The sequence below is a fragment of the Pseudomonas sp. GW823-FHT06E10 genome (assembly GCF_058794995.1).
Map to the genome: position 1 here is coordinate 219,169 of NZ_JBXAHJ010000008.1, position 19,503 is coordinate 238,671.

Annotated in this window: 21 protein-coding genes; all 21 read right to left on the reverse strand. The window is 60.2% G+C overall.

Annotated features, from left to right (window positions below; genetic code table 11):
- Positions 1 to 43 precede the first annotated feature (43 nt).
- On the reverse strand, positions 44 to 1,012 hold the full coding sequence (araH, locus tag AC1Q6Y_RS15595; protein WP_056727447.1) for an L-arabinose ABC transporter permease AraH: 969 nt from the start codon (positions 1,010 to 1,012) through the stop codon (positions 44 to 46).
- Between the two features lie 12 nt (positions 1,013 to 1,024).
- Complete coding sequence (gene araG / locus AC1Q6Y_RS15600; protein WP_492624778.1) at positions 1,025 to 2,569, reverse strand: L-arabinose ABC transporter ATP-binding protein AraG; 1,545 nt, start codon at positions 2,567 to 2,569, stop codon at positions 1,025 to 1,027.
- A 64-nt stretch (positions 2,570 to 2,633) separates the two neighbouring features.
- The gene (locus AC1Q6Y_RS15605; protein ID WP_090457187.1) at positions 2,634 to 3,638 is read right to left on the reverse strand and encodes a substrate-binding domain-containing protein; all 1,005 of its coding nucleotides are present in this window, start codon (positions 3,636 to 3,638) and stop codon (positions 2,634 to 2,636) included.
- A gap of 142 nt (positions 3,639 to 3,780) precedes the next feature.
- The gene (locus tag AC1Q6Y_RS15610) at positions 3,781 to 4,599 is read right to left on the reverse strand and encodes an SDR family oxidoreductase (protein ID WP_492624779.1); all 819 of its coding nucleotides are present in this window, start codon (positions 4,597 to 4,599) and stop codon (positions 3,781 to 3,783) included.
- A gap of 273 nt (positions 4,600 to 4,872) precedes the next feature.
- A complete protein-coding gene (locus AC1Q6Y_RS15615; RefSeq protein WP_492624780.1) occupies positions 4,873 to 5,748 on the reverse strand; it encodes an SMP-30/gluconolactonase/LRE family protein in 876 nt (291 codons plus the stop codon).
- Between the two features lie 127 nt (positions 5,749 to 5,875).
- Positions 5,876 to 6,592: a FadR/GntR family transcriptional regulator gene (locus tag AC1Q6Y_RS15620; RefSeq protein ID WP_057713725.1), complete on the reverse strand. Its 717-nt coding sequence runs from the start codon at positions 6,590 to 6,592 to the stop codon at positions 5,876 to 5,878.
- Positions 6,593 to 6,717: 125 nt separating this feature from the next.
- On the reverse strand, positions 6,718 to 7,278 hold the full coding sequence (locus AC1Q6Y_RS15625; protein ID WP_492624781.1) for a DUF1285 domain-containing protein: 561 nt from the start codon (positions 7,276 to 7,278) through the stop codon (positions 6,718 to 6,720).
- A 16-nt stretch (positions 7,279 to 7,294) separates the two neighbouring features.
- Positions 7,295 to 7,903 (reverse strand): DUF4823 domain-containing protein, encoded by a 609-nt coding sequence (locus tag AC1Q6Y_RS15630; protein WP_057713723.1) that lies wholly within the window; start codon positions 7,901 to 7,903, stop codon positions 7,295 to 7,297.
- Positions 7,904 to 8,071: 168 nt separating this feature from the next.
- Entirely contained in the window at positions 8,072 to 9,040 is a 969-nt protein-coding gene (locus AC1Q6Y_RS15635) for a GTP 3',8-cyclase MoaA (protein ID WP_407514819.1), read from the reverse strand.
- A 137-nt stretch (positions 9,041 to 9,177) separates the two neighbouring features.
- Positions 9,178 to 9,816: a TetR/AcrR family transcriptional regulator gene (locus tag AC1Q6Y_RS15640; RefSeq protein ID WP_007977040.1), complete on the reverse strand. Its 639-nt coding sequence runs from the start codon at positions 9,814 to 9,816 to the stop codon at positions 9,178 to 9,180.
- Between the two features lie 342 nt (positions 9,817 to 10,158).
- Complete coding sequence (locus AC1Q6Y_RS15645; protein ID WP_492624782.1) at positions 10,159 to 10,944, reverse strand: TatD family hydrolase; 786 nt, start codon at positions 10,942 to 10,944, stop codon at positions 10,159 to 10,161.
- Positions 10,945 to 11,011: 67 nt separating this feature from the next.
- Complete coding sequence (locus tag AC1Q6Y_RS15650) at positions 11,012 to 11,998, reverse strand: DNA polymerase III subunit delta' (RefSeq protein WP_492624783.1); 987 nt, start codon at positions 11,996 to 11,998, stop codon at positions 11,012 to 11,014.
- A complete protein-coding gene (gene tmk, locus AC1Q6Y_RS15655) occupies positions 11,991 to 12,623 on the reverse strand; it encodes a dTMP kinase (protein WP_057713719.1) in 633 nt (210 codons plus the stop codon). Before tmk ends, AC1Q6Y_RS15650 begins: the two co-directional genes overlap by 8 nt.
- Positions 12,624 to 12,642: 19 nt before the next feature.
- On the reverse strand, positions 12,643 to 13,875 hold the full coding sequence (gene mltG / locus AC1Q6Y_RS15660; protein WP_492624784.1) for an endolytic transglycosylase MltG: 1,233 nt from the start codon (positions 13,873 to 13,875) through the stop codon (positions 12,643 to 12,645).
- A gap of 3 nt (positions 13,876 to 13,878) precedes the next feature.
- Positions 13,879 to 14,694: an aminodeoxychorismate lyase gene (pabC, locus tag AC1Q6Y_RS15665; protein ID WP_057713717.1), complete on the reverse strand. Its 816-nt coding sequence runs from the start codon at positions 14,692 to 14,694 to the stop codon at positions 13,879 to 13,881.
- Positions 14,694 to 15,938, reverse strand: a complete 1,245-nt coding sequence (gene fabF, locus AC1Q6Y_RS15670) for a beta-ketoacyl-ACP synthase II (protein WP_057713716.1) — start codon at positions 15,936 to 15,938, stop codon at positions 14,694 to 14,696. Before fabF ends, pabC begins: the two co-directional genes overlap by 1 nt.
- A gap of 109 nt (positions 15,939 to 16,047) precedes the next feature.
- Entirely contained in the window at positions 16,048 to 16,284 is a 237-nt protein-coding gene (gene acpP, locus AC1Q6Y_RS15675) for an acyl carrier protein (protein WP_003175607.1), read from the reverse strand.
- 196 nt (positions 16,285 to 16,480) lie between these two features.
- A complete protein-coding gene (gene fabG, locus AC1Q6Y_RS15680; protein WP_090457205.1) occupies positions 16,481 to 17,221 on the reverse strand; it encodes a 3-oxoacyl-ACP reductase FabG in 741 nt (246 codons plus the stop codon).
- 16 nt (positions 17,222 to 17,237) lie between these two features.
- Positions 17,238 to 18,176: an ACP S-malonyltransferase gene (fabD, locus tag AC1Q6Y_RS15685; protein ID WP_008050436.1), complete on the reverse strand. Its 939-nt coding sequence runs from the start codon at positions 18,174 to 18,176 to the stop codon at positions 17,238 to 17,240.
- Positions 18,177 to 18,301: 125 nt separating this feature from the next.
- A complete protein-coding gene (gene plsX, locus AC1Q6Y_RS15690; RefSeq protein WP_079246722.1) occupies positions 18,302 to 19,312 on the reverse strand; it encodes a phosphate acyltransferase PlsX in 1,011 nt (336 codons plus the stop codon).
- Between the two features lie 4 nt (positions 19,313 to 19,316).
- Entirely contained in the window at positions 19,317 to 19,499 is a 183-nt protein-coding gene (gene rpmF, locus AC1Q6Y_RS15695) for a 50S ribosomal protein L32 (protein ID WP_003179396.1), read from the reverse strand.
- Between the last annotated feature and the right edge of the window lie 4 nt (positions 19,500 to 19,503).

Below are 19,503 nucleotides of genomic sequence, written 5' to 3' on the forward strand. Positions count from 1 at the left end.
GTCCGTCATCGCGAGCAAGCCCGCACACAGGTGTAATGGGGTGTCAGCGCTGTTTCAGGCGGTCAATCACGACGGCCAGAAGCAAAATCGAACCCCGGATCACATACTGATAAAACGTATCGATGTTCTTCAGGTTCATCGCATTTTCGATGATCGCCAGAATCAACACCCCGGCGATCACGTGCCGGATCATGCCGATCCCGCCACTCAACGACACCCCGCCCAGCACGCAGGCCGAGATCACCGTCAGCTCGAAACCCTGTCCGATCATTGGCTGGCCGGAGGTCATGCGCGAGGCCAGGATCACCCCGGCCAATGCACCGATCACACCGTGCACGGCGAAGATGATGATCTTGGTCCGGTCGACATTCACACCGGCCAGCAGCGCCGCTTCCTGGTTGCCGCCGATGGCCATGGTGTTGCGCCCGTAGGTGGTGTAGTTCAGCAGCCAGCCGAAGAACAGGAAGCAGACGATGGTGATCAGGATCGGTACCGGCACGCCAAACATCTGGCCGTTACCGAACACAAAGAACGATTCCTGGGACACCCCCACCGCTTTGCCGTTGGCGAAGATGTAGGCCAGACCGCGCACGATCTGCATGGTCGCCAGCGTGGTGATCAGCGCATTGACCCGCAGCTTGGCGATCACTATCCCGTTGATCAACCCGACGATCAGGCCCATCACCAGCGCCGCACAGACACCGAGAAACACGCTGTTGGTGTCGCGCATCACCACCGCCGCGACCACCCCGGCACAGGCAATCACCGAGCCCACCGACAAGTCGAAATGCCCGGACGCCAGGCAATACAACATGGTGCAGGCAGCAATGCCGGTGGTGGAAATCGCCAGGCCCAGGCCACGCATGTTCAGCGGTGAAAGGAAGTTGTCGATCAGCAAGGTACAGGCGACAAAGATGCCGACCGCCGCCAGCAGCATCACCCAGTCATCAAGGAAGCGCCGCAGGTCCAGCGGTTTGCGCGTGGTCGGCAGGGTGTTGTTTTGGGTTGTCATCATAGTCACCTCTCAGTTCGCCACGCCGTCGGCGCGTTGGCGCGGCAAAGCCAGTTGCAGCAGGTTGGATTCGTTGGCCTGTTCGCGGCTCAGCTCGCCACGCAGGGCGCCTTCGCACAGCACCAGGATGCGGTCGGAAATGCCCATGACTTCCATCAAGTCGCTGGACACCACAATCACCGCGATCCCCTCGGCTGCCAGGTTATGGATGATCTGGTAGATCTCGGCCTTGGCACCGATGTCGATGCCGCGTGTGGGTTCGTCGAGCAGCAGCACTTTCATCGGCATCGACAGCCAGCGGCCGAGAATGGCCTTCTGCTGATTGCCACCGGACAGGTACATGATTTTCTGCGCCGCGTTGGGCGTCTTCACTTTCAACGCCTTGATCTGCTGCTCGGCGTTGTCCTTCTCCCACAGGCCACGCAACAGGCAACCGAAGGTGGAGTGGGCGCCTCGGGCGCTGATGTTGATGTTCTCCGCGACGCTGGCCAGCGGCAGGATGCCTTCCTTCTTGCGGTCCTCGGGGCACAACAGGATCCCGGCGGCAATCGCGTCCCGGGGTGAACGCAGCTTCAGTTCATGGCCTCGAAGTTTCAGCTGTCCGGCGCTGTGGCGCGCCAGGCCACTGAGCAGGCGCAACAGCTCGGTGCGACCGGCCCCGACCAGCCCGAACAGCCCGAGGATTTCGCCTTTGTGCACCTCGAAACTCACTGGCTCACGCAACCCCGGCCCGAGCAGTCCGTCGACCTTGAGTGCCACCGCGCCGCGCTGGCGCGGGCGGTAATTGTAGATGTCCTGGATGTCGCGTCCGACCATGCAGGTGACCAGTTGATCGTGGGTCAGTTGGCTCATGTCATCGAACGTGCGCACGTAGCGCCCGTCCTTGAACACCGTCACCGCGTTGCAGATGCGGAACACTTCTTCCATGCGATGGGAGACATAGAGCACCACTTTGCCTTCGTCCCGCAGCCGGCCGATGATTGCCATCAAGCGGTCGATCTCCCTTGCCGAAAGGCTGCTGGTGGGTTCGTCGAAGGCAATCACGTGGGCGCCACGGGACAAAGCCTTGGCGATTTCCACCAGTTGCCGCTGGCCGAGGGACAGGCGCCCGACTTTTTCCTGCGGGTCGATTTCATCGGCCAGGCCTTTGAGGCAGGCCAGTGCCTGCTGGCGCAGAGTGCTGCGATTGATCAGGCCGAAACTGGCTGGCAGATGCCCGAGAAACAGGTTCTCGGCCACGGTCATTTCCGGCACCAGATGCAGCTCCTGGTGGATCACCGCGACGCCACTGCCGATGCTGTCGGCGGTGGACTTGAAGTCCATCGTCCGCTCGCCGATCTGTAAGGCACCGCTGCAAGGCGTGTAGGCCCCGCCGAGAATTTTCAGCAGCGTCGACTTGCCAGCGCCGTTCTCGCCCATCAAGGCGTGAACCTGTCCCGGATGGGCGACGAAGCTGATGTTGTCCAGCGCCTTCACCCCGGGAAAGGTCTTGCCGATCCCGTTGAAGCGCAAGCTGCCGGTAAGGCTGTGTTCGTGTTGGATTGTTTGCGCGTGCATAACCACCTCTTCACACCGATCAGGCAACCCCGCCGCCGAGGCCGCCGCTGAAGTCAAACGGCCGTCAGTTCCACAGGCCGATCTTTTCCAGTTCCTGCTTGAAGTTGTCGCGAGTGATCAGCGTCACGTCATCCATGGCGGTGTACTTCGCCGGTTCTTTGCCGGTGGTAACCCACTCGTACATCATGCTGGCGGTGTTGTAGCCCTCGATGTGCGGGCTCGGCAGCATCGAGCCGTAGAAGCCGCTGTCGGGTTTCTTCAGCTCGCCGATGGCGTCGGTACCGTTGATGCCGATGCCGATCACGTTGGCTGCGGCGAAACCGGCGCTCTCGGTGGCGCGCACACCGCCGAGGACGGTGTTGTCGTTCATGCCGCCGATGATCAGGTTTTTCGCCGCCCCTGGCAGTTTCACCAGGGCCGAGTTGGTGGCGTCCATGCTGCCCGGCACGTCGAGGGTCTTGAGGGCCGCGAACAGGATGTGGTCTTTCGGCATGCCGGCATCCTGCAGCGCTTTCACCGAACCGTCGGTGCGCTTCTTGCCGGTGTCGAGTTCGTTGTAGGTGTTGATCACCGCATAGGTGTCTTTCCAGTCCCAGCCGCGTTTCTTCGCTTCGGTCGCCATGGCATTGCCTTGTTTCTGGCCGACTTCGAAAGCGGCCATGCCGAGGTACGGCACGTCTTCCATGAACTTGCCGCTGGCATCGACGAAACGGTCATCGACGGCGATCACTTTCAACCCGTTGAGTTTGGCCTTGGCCATGATCGCCGGGCCAAGGGACACGTCCGGCGGGCAGATCACGAACCCCTTGGCGCCATTGGCCGCGAGGCTGTCGATGGCTGAAAGGGTTTTCTCACCGTCGGGCACAGCGATCTTGATCAGGGTGAAGCCTTTCTCTTTCGCGGCCTTTTCGGCAAAGGCCCACTCGGTCTGGAACCAGGGTTCTTCGGCCTGCTTGACCAGGAAACCGATCTTCACTTCCTCGACTGCCAGCAGCGTGTTGCTCAGGCTGAACGCCGAGACCGCCAACGCGGCACAGCACAGGGAACGGATAGCATGACGACGATTCATAAGCTGACTCCTTGTTATTTTTCTTGAGCACTCGTTGAAAGCGTTCTTTGTTAACCAACGGGCGGTAAAAACATACTGCCAATAGTCATATCGTATGATGATTGGATTTCAGGCGAAGCAAGGCGCCGGAAAGCCCGATCACTCAGTCGTGGTACATCACCGAGCGACCACCATCGATGGTGATGCACGAGGCATTGATGAACGGCGCTTCATCACTGGCCAGGAACACGGCGGTCATTGCCACTTCGATCGGCTGCCCGATACGGCGCGGCGGGTGCAGGTCAAACGCGCGCTGGCGTTCGGCGTGGGGGTCGGCAAAACCGTTCCAGTAATCGACGTTCAACTGGGTTTCGATGTAGCCCGGCGCAATCGCGTTGACGCGCACACCCTTGGGCGCATATTCGATGCCCAGCGCGCGGGTCAGGCCGAGCAGGCCATGCTTGGCCACCGGGTACGGGAAGCAGCCAGGAATGATGTGGGTGGAATGGGTGGACGCGATATTGATGATGCTGCCGATGCCCTGCTCGATCATCTGCGGCAGCACCGCCTTGCAACCGTACCAGGCACCATCGAGGTCGATGGCAAAGCAGCGACGCCAGTCTTCCTCGGTCATTTCCAGCGGATCGCGGAATACGTTGACCCCGGCGCAGTTGACCAGCACATCGATCCGGCCGTGCAGGTCGATCGCCAGCCGGGCCATGGCGTGCAGGTCCTGCTGACGCGACACGTCGGCCTTGATCGCCACCACATCGGCGCCCTGGTCTCGCCAATGCGCCGCGACTTTCTCGACTTTCTCGCCCTGAATGTCGCTGATGATCAGCCTGGCCTGCTGGGACGCGAAGGTCGCCACAATCGCTTCGCCAATACCCTGGGCGGCACCGGTCAGCAAGACGACCTTGTTTTTCAGGCGTTCGCCCTTGGGCGGTTCGGGCACCGGTGGCAATGACAGTGGTTCAGCCATGGATCAAGACTCCTGTTTGAAAACACGACGAAAACCGGGCATCTGTCGATGTCCGGTCAAAAGGCGCTGGGTAGGAAACAGGTGTGTGCGAAAACGTTTCAGCCTGGAAACGTTCTGAGGCACAGGCTCCGCAAGGGAGCACGGGGGAACTTCGCTGCATCACTTCACCTGTTTTGTTTTTTTAAGTGTGAGTGCATGTAACTGGTGAGGCCGACTATAAACCTGGCCTGCAATAAATCTCAATATATATATTTACATCCCATATTTTGGGATTTAACCAGCAAAGCGCGTGCAATGTTTTCCTGGCACATCCACTGCGATCGACAACACAGCCCCATCCAACGGATGGCCCAGCGGACTGGCCGCGCTGGTGATGTACAGGGTTTTGAGGTCTGAACCGCCGAACACGCAACTGGTGGGACGACTGACCGGCAGTTCAATGATCCGATCGACTTTGCCGTCCGGACTCAACCTGAGTAGGCACTTGCCGTCCCAACGGGCATTCCAGATAAAACCTTCGGCATCCATCGCTGAACCATCCGGGCCGCCACGCCCGTGCGGACCAAACCAGACCTGCGGCGCATCGAGGGCTCCGTCGGTACGGATGAAATGTCGATACAAGGTGCCGTCGAAGCTGTCGCCGAAATACACGCTGGTGGCGTCATCGCTCCACAGCAGCGTGTTGGGAATGCCCAGATTGCGCAGCAACGGCGCAACTCGCCCGGCGCGATCGATGCGGAACAGTCCACCGGAACGGTGGACGATGGGCAGGTCTTCGCCGTTTGCGCCGATGTTGTTTTGCATGGTGCCGAGCCAGAGCCGGCCTTGGGCGTCGCAACGGGCTTCATTGGGGCGGTTGCCCGGTTGCGGATCGGCAACGCAAAACAGTGTCAGGCGCGGCGCCAGACCCGGTGAGTCGAGATCGAGCCGATACACGCCGCTGCTCAATGCCACCAGGGCATCGCCGCTTTCGCAGGGAATGAACGCCGACACGTGCTCCGGCATCTGCCAGATTTGCACGTTGGCGCCGATCAACCGCAACGCCTGCTTACCGGCGATATCCACCCAATACAGGGCTTGGGTGGGCGCATCCCAGAACGGGCCTTCGCCCAGTTGTGCCCGATGCTCGGTCACCGCAGTCCACGCCATGAAACCTCCTGCGTTGTTCTTGTTTTTATTGTGTAGGAGCCAGCTTGCTCGCGAAGGTGTGCCAGTCGACCTGGTGGTAGCTGATACACCATCGCGAGCAAGCTCGCTCCTACAGTGGTTCGAGCTGTCAGCTGGCTTTTTTATCGGCCATGACTTGCGGGTAGTAACGCTTGATCGCAAGGTCCGCGTTATCGATCAGGGTCATGCAGGCCCAGACACCCCGGGCGGTATCCCGGGCCGCGATAGCCTCGGCCAGGTCCCGGTGAATCGGCAGGGTGCGACGCAGTTCATCCGGGTCGGCGGCGGACACTTCAAAGGCCACCGCCAGCAACGCGCCGAGGGCGGGAACCATTTGTTCAATGAATTGATTGTGGCTGGCGGCGAGGATGCACTCGTGAAAGAACTGGTCGGCACGGTTGTAATCGATGCCGCTGTCCACCGCCCGTTCCAGCGCGTTGCAGGCCAACAGGATCTCGTTCACCTGTTCGCCGGTTGCGCGCTCGCAGGCCCAGCGCACGGCCATCGGTTCGATGGTGCGGCGCAGGTCGAGCAGATCGTCGACGAAGTTTTCCGGTAAGCCGCTACGCGACAACCAGCCAACGACTTGTGGATCGAAGAGGTTCCAGCGCCGCACTGGCAATACCCGCGTGCCGACTTTCGGCCCGACCTCAAGCATGCCTTTGGCAACCAGGGTCTTGATGGCTTCACGGATGACCGTGCGGCTCACGCCGAGTTGTTCGCCGAGGTCGGCTTCGACCTTGAGTGACTCACCTGGCTTGACCTGCCCCGTGGCGAGCCAGCAACCCAGCCAGTCAACCGTCGATGCATGAAAGCTGCTGGACATGGACACCTCAATGCCGTTCGCAATGGAGGCCCACGCTAATCATCATATGATTGGATGTCAATTTGATTTTTTGAGTGTTCGCAGAAACCCCTGTGGGAGCGAGCTTGCTCCCACAGGGTTATGGGTCAGGGTTCGAGACCGATGGGGAAGAACTCGCCGCCACTCCATACACCGAGCCAGCGCTGGCCGTCGATCTCGCGACTCACCGCCAGCTCCACCAATTGATAGAACACGTTGCGATGGATCAACGCTTCGAGATTGCTGCGCACATGCACGTAAGGGGCAGGCTCTTGCGTTAGCGGGTCGATGACCACACGCAGGAGGTGCTCGGCGCCGGCCTCGGTGGTTTCATCGACGTTGGTGGTAAAGCGCAACACCTGCGCCTCGCCCTCGCCTTCCACGTCCACCGCAATCGCCACGAACGGCGCATCGTCGACCTTGATCCCGACCTTTTCCACCGGTGTGATCAGGAAATAATCATCGCCGTCGCGGCGAATGATAGTGGAGAACAGTTTGACCATCGGCTTGCGCCCGATCGGCGTGCCCAGGTAATACCAGGCGCCGTCCCGGGCGATGCGCATGTCGATGTCGCCGCAGAAATCGGGATTCCACAGGTGCACCGGCGGCAAGCCTTTGGTCTTGGGGATTTGCCCCAGCAAGTCGTTGGCTTTTTGCGGGCCACTCATGGCGTTCTCCTTGAAATTACTGGTCGCTGAGCCCCAGCAGGCTGCGCGCGTATTGTTCCAGCGGCGGGCCCATCAGGTCTTCGGGTTTTTTATCGTGGAACGTCAGTAAACCGCCACGACTCTTGATGGTTGCAGTATCAATCAAATACTGGGTGCTGGTCTCGATCAACATGATCTGAATCATACCGCTGTCGATGCCGAGACGATCCAGGGCTTCCTGGTCCAGCCACTCGTCCGAGTTGCCGATACGGTCGTCAGACTTGGCAAACCGGGTGTAGAGCAGATAGTGCGCACCGGCCGCACGGGCTTCACCCATGGCCTGGTCGAGGCCTTCCGGCGTGCGAGCACGGCGGACCATCGGGAAATATTCGACGAAGCCGTCGAACGCGACTTCGGCAATCACGTTGGGCCGCGGATAAACGGCGCTGCCCGGCGGCATGAAAGCGCCCTGGGCGATGTAGACGAACGAGTCCGGCTGAATGCGCAGGTTGTTTACGCGACGGCTGTCACTGTGATCGAGCAGCCCCGCATCGCTCATATGGTAACGAGTCCCTTCGGCCATATCGCTGACGTTCATGCAGCCACCAAGTGCCAAAACGGCCAGCAGCAAAACCAGGCTACGCATCCTATCCTCCAGAGGCCGGTGTCGGAAAACCGGCGAATGGCCGTAGGATGCAGCTTCCGCGCCAGCTCATTAGCATCAGCATCTGACAGACCGAATCGCGAGCAAGCTCGCTCCCACAGGGGATTGCATATCACCCGTGGGAGCGAGCTTGCTCGCGATTGCGGAAGATCAGCCGCCGATAATCTTCATGACAGTCGCGCCGCCAGAGAACGCCACTTCCTGCTTGTCACCCAAGGCTTTCACCAGCAGCCGCTGCAAGGCCGGCAGGGCCTGATGGCGTGGCTTGTCCAGCAGATCACCGATGTAATGGCGATTGCTCGACGACAGGCAGCCATGCAGCCACCCGGTGGAAGACAAACGAAGTCGCGAACAGGTACGGCAGAAAGGCACGCTCTCGTTGGCGATCACGCCGAAATAACCCTGGCCGGGAATTTCATATCGAACGGCCGTCGCATCGACCGGGGCATCGGCTTGCAGGTATTCGAAGCGCTCACCGATCAGACTCAGCAATTGCTGGAGACTGACGAACTGCTGCAGAAAGGCATTGGAATCGTTGGCCAGGTGGCCCATGCGCATCAGTTCGATGAAGCGCAGCTCATAACCGCGCTCCAGGCAGTAGTCGAGCAGCGGCATCACTTGATCGAGGTTCTGTCCGCGCAGCGGCACCATGTTGACCTTGATCTTCATGCCGGCCGCACTGGCCTCGCTCATGCCGTCGAGCACGGTGGCCAGGTCGCCGCCCCGGGCAATACTGCGGAACGCACTGGCGTCGAGAGTATCGAGGGAGACGTTGAGGCGCCGGATACCGGCGTTCACCAGCAGCGGCAGTTTCTTCGCCAGCAACTGGCCATTGGTGGTCAGGCTGATGTCTTCCAGGCCCATCTGCCCGACCGCCGTCATGAACGCCTCGAGTTTCGGGCTGACCAGCGGCTCGCCGCCGGTAATGCGCAGACGCTCGATGCCCGCCGCTTCAATCAGATAAGCCACGCCGCGCGCCATGGCTTCGGCCGACAATTCATCCTGCGCAGCCACCAGCCGCTTGCCGTTGGGCACGCAGTAGGTACAGGCGTAATTGCAGGCAGAGGTCAGACTGATTCGCAAGTTGCGAAAACGCCTGCCTTGACGATCAACGATCATGGTCACTCCGGCGGAAGAATATCGGGCCGCTAAAACTTGACTCAGAAATCAAGTTTTAGCAAGTCCTCTACCTGAGTATATTCCTGCGCTACTGCGCCATGTAGCGAAATCATGGCGCAATAAGGCAACTGAATGGCTCAGCTGCCGGAAGTGTCGGTGTCACGCTTGCGCTTGTTGCCCATGCGCACGCCGATGTCCATCAGGAACTGGAAGAAACCTTCCTGATCTTCCAGCACATTGCTCCAGAACGGCGAGTGATACAGCGCGACGGCACCGTGCACCAGCGCCCAGGACGCGCAGTAGTGGAAGTAAGGTGGCACGTCTTCCAGCTTGCCTTCGCTGATCCGGCCCTTGATCAGCAAGGTCAGGCGTTCGAAGTTCGAGGCACGGATCTTGTGCAGCTCCTCGATCATCTCCGGCACCTGGTTGCCCTTGACCACTTTCTCTTCGAGGCGGTCGAACAGGCGATAGCGTTGGGGATCGCGCATGCGGAATTCGAAGTAGGCCCGGGACAGGGCTTCCTTGTCCTTGTCGACATCGGCCGAATGCAGCAGAGCGTTCAAATCGCGCTCGTAGTCGAGCATCAGGCGCAGATAGATTTCCGCCTTGGATTTGAAGTGCTTGTAGATCGTGCCTTTGCCGATACCGACGGCATCAGCAATCATCTCGACGGTGACACTGTCTTCACCTTGTTCGAGGAACAGCTTGAGCGCGGTATCGAGAATTTCCTGCTCGCGGCGACGGAATTCACGGACCTTACGAGGTTCTTTATGCATAAGAAAAGGTCTGTCGGGGTCAAAATTCGAAGCCGCGTATTATGCCTAACTTACGCAAAAATGCACGGATCATCCGACCATATCTGCGCTTTCTGGTCATTCCGCGTACGTTTACAGGGTGATGAGAACTCTTCCGAAGCGCACGTATTCCAAATTTGTTTAAAAACCCGGACCGGTAAACTGGACGAGGCGCAATCCTGATCAATACTTGAACTGTCGGCGGGGCATCTCCCCCAAGTGTCACGCCGATATTGGTACCAACGGACCGCGTGCCATTGTTTTACTCCTAATGGTCTTAACCCGGATTCACCCCCCAGAACCCGGGTTTTTTTTGCCTGCGATTTAACCTTTTACGTGTGCCAGCGGGAAAAGTCGCTTGAAATTCGCCGTGGTTTGCTCGGCAAACCGCTCGTAGGGCTCACCGCGCAACATTGACAGAAATTCCGCAACCTCACGCACGTACTGCGGCAGGTTTGGTTTGCCGCGATAGGGGATCGGTGCCAGGTACGGCGAGTCGGTTTCCACCAGCAAACGGTCGGCCGGCACCTTGCTGGCCACATCACGCAATGCGTCGGCATTGCGAAAAGTGACAATCCCGGACAGGGAAATGTAATAGCCCATGTCCAGAGCGGCCTTCGCCATCTCCCAGTCTTCGGTGAAGCAATGCAACACGCCTGCCTGGGGCAGCGCCGCGTCCCGCAGCAAGTCCAGGGTATCGGTGCGGGCGCCACGGGTATGGATGATCACCGGTTTGCCGGTCTGCTGCGCTGCTTGCAGGTGCAGGCGGAACGATTCCTGCTGCAACTCTGCTGCTTCCGGCTCGTAGTGGTAATCGAGGCCGGTTTCGCCAATCGCCACCACCCGCGGGTGATTGAGTTCCTGCAACAGCCAGTCCAGCGCCGGCGCACCCCCCGGCTGCACATCCAGAGGGTGCACGCCCACCGAGCAGTCGACATCGTCATAACGTTCGGCCAGGGCCTTGACGTCGGCCGCGTTGTCCGCGCTGACACCGATACACAGAAAGTGCCCTACCCCACGCTGCCGGGCAGCTTCCAGGGCAGCATCCAGGGAGCCCTCATGGGCGGTCAGATCAAGGCGATCAAGGTGACAATGGGAATCTACGAGCATAAAGGGCTGCAACTTGTATGGGTGGGACGGTCGGATGTTCTGATACTCAGAGTCTAGGCGCAGACAGTCATCGTTGGGCAGGCAACGACGCCCATTGCACCAGCAATGCTTCCAGCAACAAGGCCGGGTTGAGGTTGGCCTTGCTCAGGACTTTCTGCCGCTGGGCGAGGATCCAGTCCTGAATATCGAGGACTTTGCCCTGGGCGCTTTTCTGCGCCAGGTATTGCACGACCTTGCGCATGTCGGTCAGGCCGAGGCCGGCTTCATCCTGAGTCAATTGATAGCGCAGGATCAGGCTCGACCAATCGCAGAACCAATCGAACAGGCGCAACATCGGAATGTTTTTCCATTCTTCGGCCAGTTGCGTCGGCGACTGCTGTTGCTTGAGGAGTTTTTTCACCCCTTCCACCACTTGCGCGCGCTGTTCACGCACGCCCTGGGCCTGGAGATTGACCGCCGCCAGCGGCGAACCGGCGGCCAGCGTCAGCAGTTCGACGCGCTCATCTTCGGAGCACTCCGGCAACGCCTGGGCCAACCACTTCAAGCTCATGGCCTCGCCCGGCAGCGGACAGGCCTGCTGCACGCAGCGACTCTTGATGGTTGGCAACAAGCGGCTCGGCTGATGGCTGACCAGCAACAGAACGGTATCGCCGGACGGTTCTTCAAGGCTTTTGAGCAAGGCGTTGGCGGCGTTGATGTTCATCGACTCGGCCGGTTCGATCAGCACCACTTTACGCCCGCCCAACTGCGCGGTCTGCACCACGAAACCGACCAGGTCGCGAACCTGGTCGACCTTGATCGCCTTGTCGGCTTCTTCCGGCTCCAGGATGTAGTTATCCGGATGGCTGCCAGCCCTGAGCAGCAGGCAGGATTTGCATTCGCCGCAGGCTTGCAGCGCGTTCGGGCGCTGGCACAGCAAGCTGGCCATCAAGCGCTCGGCCAGTGCCCGCTTGCCGATTCCGGCAGGGCCATGCAGCAGGTAGGCGTGCGCATGCTGGGTGCGACCGGCCAGTTGCTGCCAGAGGTTTTCCTGCCACGGATAGGCCTCAGCCACGGCTCAACTCCAGCAGGCGCGGCAGCAAGGCATCCAGCGATTGCTGAACCTGTGCCAACGGCTGGGCAGCATCGACCAGCACATAACGCGCCGGATCCGCCTTGGCCCGCTTGAGGAAGGCACTGCGTACGGCATCGAAAAAGGTCCGGCCTTCGAGCTCGAAGCGATCCAGACGACCACGAGCGCTGGCGCGGGCCAGGCCGACCTCGACAGGCAGATCGAAAATCAGCGTGAGATCCGGGCGCAGATCGCCCTGGACGAAGGTTTCCAGGGTCGCGATGCGCTCCAGCGACAAGCCGCGACCGCCGCCTTGATAGGCGTATGTCGAGTCGGTAAAACGATCACACAAGACCACGGCACCGCGGGCCAGCGCCGGGCGAATCACCTCGGCCAGATGCTGGGCACGCGCCGCGAACACCAACAGCAACTCGGTATCCGGGTTCATGACTTCATCGACCGGGGCCAGCAGCACTTCACGAATGCGCTCGGCCAACGGCGTGCCACCCGGCTCGCGGGTCAGCACCACCTCGATGCCGGCGGCGCGCAGGCGCTCGGCCAGGTATTCGCGATTGGTGCTCTTGCCGGCGCCTTCCGGGCCTTCCAGAGTAATAAACAAGCCAGTCACAGGCAGTCCTTAATCAGAGTCATTGCGGGCTTTTCGGTGCGCTTGCATCGGGTTCGGGCGTTTCAGGGGCTGGCGCAGGATCTTGCGCCGGTACTTGTGGCAGCCCCTCGGGAGCCGTGTTCGGTGAAGCGGCCGGGATCGGCGCCTGCTCCTGCGAAGACTTGGCCTCCTGCATACCGTTTTGCTCAGCCTGGATTGGCGGCATCTCGGGCGCAGTAGCGGGAGCCGGGCTGGAGCGGTAATCGGCGCGGCGCTTGATCTGGAACTCCTTCACGGCATTGTTGTGGGCATCCAGGTCATCGGAGAACACATGGGTGCCATCGCCACGCGCCACGAAGTAAAGGCTGTTGCCGTCCACCGGATTGAGTGCCGCATGGATGGCTTCGCGACCGACCATCGAAATCGGCGTCGGCGGCAATCCCGCATTCATGTAAGTGTTATACGGCGTCGATTCCCTTAGGTGAGCCCGGGTCAGCTTGCCGCTGTAGCGGTCGCCGAGGCCGTAGATCACCGTCGGGTCGGTCTGCAGCAGCATGCCCATCGCCATGCGCCGCACAAACACGCCGGCAATCTGCCCGCGCTCCTGCGGTACGCCGGTTTCCTTTTCCACCAGCGAAGCCATGATCAGCGCCTGGTAGGGTTCGGTGTACGGTGTATCTGCAGCGCGCTTCTCCCACTCCTTGGCGAGCACTTCATCGAGGCGGTCGTAAGCGGTTTTCAGCACCTCGACATCGGACATGCCCCGCACGTAGCGATAAGTGTCAGGGAAGAAGCGCCCTTCCGGAAAAATCCCGGTGTGGCCGAGCTTGTCCATGACCTGGCTATCGCTCAAACCGTCAAGACTATGTTCGAGCTTCTCTTCCCTGGCCAGCGCTGCGCGGACCTGACGGAAACTCCAGCCTTCGACCAGGGTCAGGCTGTACTGAACCATTTCCCCGCGTTTCCACAGGTCGATCAGGCCTTCGACGGTCATGCCGGGCTGCATGCGGTATTCACCGCTGTGCAGGGGTTGTCTGGCGAGGTTGAAGCGCCAATACACCCGCAGCCAGAATGCGTCCTTGATGACGCCGTTGGCTTCGAGTCGGTAGAGGGTGCGGGTCGGCGTGGTGCCCTTGGGCACATCCAGCAATTGTTCCTGGGTAATGTTCAGCGGCTGTACCAGCGCCGAATGAATCTTCCAGGCTGAAGCACCCATCAGCAGCCCTGCCAGAACCACACCGGTTTCCAGCAGCAGCAAGAGTTTACGTCTCACGTATCAAGCATCCAGTAGCACACGGGCAATGGTTTGGAGTTTACGGGTGAGCGGCCCAACCGGCCAGTGAAGAGCAGCATAGGCGCGCACCGGCCAGACACCATACACGCTGTTGCAGACAAAGACTTCGTCAGCCCATTGCAGCTGTTCGAGGGGGATATCGGTGATTTGCGTGGGGATTCCCAGCGACTTGGCCTGAAACAATATTTCTGCGCGCATCACGCCTGCCACGCCGCAGCGCTTGAGGTCAGCGGTGATGAGCACGCCATCACGCACCAGGAACAAGTTACTGAACACACCCTCAATTACGCGCCCGGCCTGATCGAGCATCAAGCCTTCGGCATGCTCGGTGTCCTGCCATTCGGCACGGGCGAGGACTTGTTCAAGACGATTGAGGTGCTTGAGGCCGGCCAGTAATGGTTGCCTGGACAATCGCGTGACGCAGGGAAACAGGCGAACACCCTGCTCACCGTGCGCGGCAGGGTAAGCCGCAGGTGGACTGCCTTGCACAATGCGTCGGGCCTGGGCCGAAGGATCGGGGGCATAACCGCGCAGACCGTCGCCACGGGTGAGAATGAGCTTGAGCACCCCGTCACCCAGTGCCGCGGCGTAGGCCAGCAGTTCGCTGCGGATCAGCTCCTGCTCGGCCGTTATCGCCAGGCGCGAACAGCCGTCCGCCAGACGCGACAGATGCCGGTCCAGCAACACGGGCTGGCCGCTGCGCACGGCGATGGTCTCGAACAGACCATCGCCATAAGCCAGGCCGCGATCCTTCAGCGACAAAGCGTCAGCCGGCTGACCGTCGACCCAGCTGTCCATCAGCCTGCGAACCGACGGAACACCAGCGAACCGTTGGTGCCGCCAAAACCGAAGGAGTTGGAAACGACCACATCGATATCCATGTTGCGCGCCGTGTGCGGCACAAAATCGAGATCGCAGCCTTCGTCCGGCTCATCGAGGTTGATGGTCGGCGGCGCTACCTGGCTGTTGATTGCCAGCACGCTGAAGATCGCCTCGACCGCGCCCGCCGCACCCAGCAGGTGACCGGTCATGGACTTGGTGGAACTGACGGCCAGCTTGTAGGCGTGCTCGCCGAATACCGACTTGATCGCATTGACTTCGGCCAGGTCGCCTGCAGGAGTCGAGGTGCCGTGGGCGTTGATGTACTGCACTTGATCGCCATTGATTTTGGCATCGCGCAGCGCATTGGTGATGCAGCGCGCAGCACCCGCACCATCGGCTGGCGGCGAGGTCATGTGGTAGGCATCGCCACTGGTGCCGAAGCCGATCAGCTCGGCGTAGATGGTCGCGCCACGCGCCTTGGCGTGCTCGAGTTCTTCCAATACCAGCGCACCGGCACCATTGGACAACACGAAGCCATCACGGCCCTTGTCCCATGGACGGCTGGCGCGGGTCGGCTCGTCGTTGCGGGTCGACAGCGCGCGGGAAGCGCCGAAGCCGCCCATGCCCAGACCGCAGGCCGCCATCTCGGCGCCGCCGGCAATCATCACGTCAGCTTCGTCGTACATGATGTTACGGGCCGCCATGCCAATGCAGTGTGTACCGGTGGTACAGGCCGTGGCGATGGCGTAGTTGGGTCCCTGTGCACCGAGGTGGATGGACAGGAAACCGGAAATCATATTGATGATCGAGCCTGGCACGAAGAACGGAGAGATCCGTCGTGGGCCGGTCTCGTGCAGCGTGCGGGCGGTTTCTTCGATATTGGTCAGACCGCCAATACCCGAGCCCATGGCCACGCCGATACGCTCACGGTTGGCGTCAGTGACTTCCAGACCGGCATTGCGTACCGCCTGAAAACCTGCGGCCAGACCGTATTGAATGAACAGGTCGAGCTTGCGGGCTTCCTTGACCGACAGGTATTCCTCGACATTGAAGTCCTTTACCGAGCCGCCAAAACGGGTGGAATAGGCAGAAAGGTCGGTGTGTTCGATCAGACCAATGCCACTGCGGCCAGCCAGAATGCCCTGCCAGCTGCTCGGCACATCCGTGCCCAGTGGCGACAACATACCCATACCGGTGACTACGACGCGTCTACGCGACACAGCACTCTCCTTTTTTCAAATGACGACTTTGCATCAGGCCTAAAGAAAAAACCGCACGCCATGATGGCAGTGCGGTTTTTCCATGACAGCGAGCAACGATTACAAACTATTACGCCTGGTGGCTAGTAACGTAGTCGATTGCAGCTTGTACAGTAGTGATCTTCTCGGCTTCTTCGTCAGGGATTTCGGTCTCGAATTCCTCTTCCAGAGCCATCACCAGCTCAACGGTGTCAAGGGAGTCGGCACCCAGGTCTTCAACGAAGGAAGCAGTGTTGACCACTTCTTCTTCTTTAACGCCCAGTTGCTCAGCAACGATTTTCTTGACGCGCTCTTCGATGGTGCTCATACCTTGTTTTCACTCCTAATGGACAAATTCAGGCAGCTGGCCAGTGGGTAAGTGTATAGAAAGGCTTTTCAGCTTTTCAACTGAAAGCTTCACTCCTCGAACCCGGTGACCCTCTGCCTATAAATAGATTGCAGCTTTATAACGGATTTTAGACAGCTCGTATGACATTTTTTTGAAGCAATCCGTCACATTTGAATTACATGTACATCCCGCCGTTCACCGGGATTGTAGCTCCGGTAACGTAAGCCGCACCGTCCGACGCAAGAAAAGCGACCACGGACGCGATCTCTTGAGCCTGCCCCAGACGACCCAGCGGAATCTGCGACTGCAAGGCTTCACGCTGTGCCTCGGGCAGTTCACGGGTCATATCGGTATCGATGAACCCAGGAGCCACCGAGTTTACCGTAATCGAACGCGAACCGACTTCGCGCGCCAGAGCACGGCTGAAACCTTCCAGACCGGCCTTGGCGGCAGCGTAGTTTACTTGGCCTGCGTTGCCCATGGCACCCACAACCGAGCCAATACTGATAATTCGGCCCCAACGAGCTTTGGTCATGCCGCGCAAAACGCCCTTGGACAGGCGGAACAGACTGTTCAGATTGGTATCGACAACGTCGTGCCACTCGTCGTCTTTCATGCGCATCATCAGGTTATCGCGGGTGATACCGGCATTATTGACCAGAATCGCCGGCGCACCGAATTGCTCCTGAATGCTCGCCAGAACACTTGCCACGGACTCGTCGCTGGTGACATTGAGTTCCAGGCCAGTGCCCTGAATACCGTTTTCCTTCAGGGTCGCAGCAATGCGCTCAGCACCCGACGCGGAGGTCGCGGTACCAACAACGATGGCGCCCTGACGACCCAGTTCCAGGGCGATAGCCTGGCCGATGCCACGGCTGGCACCGGTGACCAGTGCAACTTTACCTTGCAGACTCATGCAAGCTTCTCCTGATTCAGGCCAACGCTGCACGGGCGGCAGCGAAAGCGTCTGGGGTATTGAGGTTGGATGTCGACACGCCTTCGGCGCAACGCTTGTTCAGACCGGCCAGCACTTTACCCGGGCCACACTCGACCAGGTTGGTCGCGCCCTTGGCGGCCAGTGCCTGGACCGATTCAACCCAGCGTACTGGCTTGTACAGTTGCTCGAGCAGATCGCGCTTGAGGGTTTCCAGATCGGCCGGCACCTGGGCACTGACGTTCTGCACCACCGGAATCTGCGGTGCCTGCCAGTCGATCGCCGCGATCGATTCGGCGAAACGCTCAGCAGCCGGGCGCATCAGCTCGCAGTGCGACGGCACGCTGACCGGCAACGGCATGGCACGCTTGGCGCCACGCGCCTTGCAGCCTTCGATGGCGCGCTCGACGGCAGCCTTCGCACCGGCGATGACCACCTGGCCCGGCGAGTTGAAATTGACCGCGCTGACCACTTCGCCTTGCGCCGCTTCGGCACAGGCTGCCAGTACGTCGGCATCGTCCAGACCCAGGATGGCGGCCATGCCGCCCTGCCCGGCCGGAACGGCTTCCTGCATCAGCTGGCCACGACGCTCGACGAGCTTCACCGCATCGCCCAGGCTCAGACTGCCTGCCGCGACCAGCGCGCTGTATTCACCCAGGCTGTGCCCGGCAACGTAAGCCGGGCGCGCACCACCTTCGGCCAGCCACAAACGCCACAGGGCGATAGAGGCGGTCAGAATGGCTGGCTGGGTTTTATCGGTTTGATTGAGTTGCTCTTCCGGCCCTTGCTGGGTCAGTGCCCACAGGTCGTAACCCAGTGCATCGGAAGCTTCTTTGAATGTTTCAAGGACAACCGGATGTTGCGCGCCCAGCTCGGCCAGCATGCCGAGGGACTGCGAACCCTGTCCTGGAAAGACGAATGCGAGGGAAGCAGACATGTAACAAGCCCCTAATGATCTTGTCGTCGGAGAGTTGGCGCCCCGCTTTGGGGACGCAAGAAACTGACAGTTGGATGGCCCATCGAACCAAGCGGTCACATTTAAGCATTGTCCGACGAAAACGCCTAAAGCAACAAATCCTCCAGACGACCGTGCAGGCGCTCGGGAAGATTCTCCTGAATCTCGATCAAGGCGCGCTGAATGGCACTCTGAAACCCCTGAACCCCGGCAGAACCGTGGCTTTTCACCACAATGCCCTGCAAGCCGAGAAAGCTCGCGCCGTTGTGCCGGGCAGGTGCCAGATCGGCCTGCAGGCGCTTCATCAACGGTAGTGCAAGCGCACCGACCACGCGAGAGGCCACGCTCTTCCTGAACAACGCTTCGATGCGCCCGGCAATCATGGTCGCCAGACCTTCGCTGGATTTGAGCAGGATGTTGCCGACAAAACCGTCACACACCACCACATCCGCTTCGCCACGGTACAAACCGTCGCCCTCGATAAAGCCGATGTAATTGATGCCACGGGCGCCTTGCAACAAAGTCGCGGCCAGCTTGACCTGTTGATTGCCCTTGATGTCTTCGGTGCCGATGTTCAGCAACGCCACCCTAGGACGCGCTATGCCCAGGGTCTCGGCCGCAACCGAGCCCATGACCGCAAACTGCAACAGATGCTCGGCACTGCAGTCGACGTTGGCGCCCAGGTCGAGCAACTGGCAATAACCCTTTTGTGTCGGAATCGCCGCCACCATGGCCGGACGGTCAATGCCGGGCAAGGTCTTGAGCACGAACCGCGACAACGCCATCAGCGCACCGGTATTACCGGCACTGACACAAGCCTGGACCTTGCCGTCACGCAACAACTCAAGCGCCACGCGCATCGACGAGTCGGGCTTGCCGCGCAAAGCCTGGGCAGGTTTTTCGTCCATGGTGATGACTTCGGACGCTGGCATAATCGACAGGCGCGCGCGATCCACAGCCGGATGGCCAGCGATCAGTTCTTCAAGAAGGGAGGGTTGACCGACGAGGGTCAGGTGCAGCGAGGGCGTGGCAGACAGGCAAGCAAGGCTGGCCTGGACAATGCTGCGGGGACCGAAGTCCCCGCCCATTGCGTCAATCGCGATGACTTGAGCGGACAAGTGATTACTCGTCAGCGCCCTTGTCGATCACTTTACGACCACGGTATACGCCTTCTGGCGATACGTGGTGACGCAGGTGAACTTCACCGGTGGTTTTTTCTACAGACAGGGTGCTAGCCTCGAGAGCGTCGTGCGAACGGCGCATGTCACGGGCAGAGCGGGATTTTTTGTTCTGCTGAACAGCCATAATT

What these genes read in the sequence shown, in the direction of transcription:
- araH (WP_056727447.1), bottom strand. Translation starts at nt 1,012, where the DNA reads ATGACAACCCAAAACAACACCCTGCCGACCACGCGCAAACCGCTGGAC.
- araG (WP_492624778.1), bottom strand. Translation starts at nt 2,569, where the DNA reads ATGCACGCGCAAACAATCCAACACGAACACAGCCTTACCGGCAGCTTG.
- AC1Q6Y_RS15605 (WP_090457187.1), bottom strand. Translation starts at nt 3,638, where the DNA reads ATGAATCGTCGTCATGCTATCCGTTCCCTGTGCTGTGCCGCGTTGGCG.
- AC1Q6Y_RS15610 (WP_492624779.1), bottom strand. Translation starts at nt 4,599, where the DNA reads ATGGCTGAACCACTGTCATTGCCACCGGTGCCCGAACCGCCCAAGGGC.
- AC1Q6Y_RS15615 (WP_492624780.1), bottom strand. Translation starts at nt 5,748, where the DNA reads ATGGCGTGGACTGCGGTGACCGAGCATCGGGCACAACTGGGCGAAGGC.
- AC1Q6Y_RS15620 (WP_057713725.1), bottom strand. Translation starts at nt 6,592, where the DNA reads ATGTCCAGCAGCTTTCATGCATCGACGGTTGACTGGCTGGGTTGCTGG.
- AC1Q6Y_RS15625 (WP_492624781.1), bottom strand. Translation starts at nt 7,278, where the DNA reads ATGAGTGGCCCGCAAAAAGCCAACGACTTGCTGGGGCAAATCCCCAAG.
- AC1Q6Y_RS15630 (WP_057713723.1), bottom strand. Translation starts at nt 7,903, where the DNA reads ATGCGTAGCCTGGTTTTGCTGCTGGCCGTTTTGGCACTTGGTGGCTGC.
- AC1Q6Y_RS15635 (WP_407514819.1), bottom strand. Translation starts at nt 9,040, where the DNA reads ATGATCGTTGATCGTCAAGGCAGGCGTTTTCGCAACTTGCGAATCAGT.
- AC1Q6Y_RS15640 (WP_007977040.1), bottom strand. Translation starts at nt 9,816, where the DNA reads ATGCATAAAGAACCTCGTAAGGTCCGTGAATTCCGTCGCCGCGAGCAG.
- AC1Q6Y_RS15645 (WP_492624782.1), bottom strand. Translation starts at nt 10,944, where the DNA reads ATGCTCGTAGATTCCCATTGTCACCTTGATCGCCTTGATCTGACCGCC.
- pabC (WP_057713717.1), bottom strand. Translation starts at nt 14,694, where the DNA reads ATGGACAGCTGGGTCGACGGTCAGCCGGCTGACGCTTTGTCGCTGAAG.
- acpP (WP_003175607.1), bottom strand. Translation starts at nt 16,284, where the DNA reads ATGAGCACCATCGAAGAGCGCGTCAAGAAAATCGTTGCTGAGCAACTG.
- fabG (WP_090457205.1), bottom strand. Translation starts at nt 17,221, where the DNA reads ATGAGTCTGCAAGGTAAAGTTGCACTGGTCACCGGTGCCAGCCGTGGC.
- fabD (WP_008050436.1), bottom strand. Translation starts at nt 18,176, where the DNA reads ATGTCTGCTTCCCTCGCATTCGTCTTTCCAGGACAGGGTTCGCAGTCC.
- rpmF (WP_003179396.1), bottom strand. Translation starts at nt 19,499, where the DNA reads ATGGCTGTTCAGCAGAACAAAAAATCCCGCTCTGCCCGTGACATGCGC.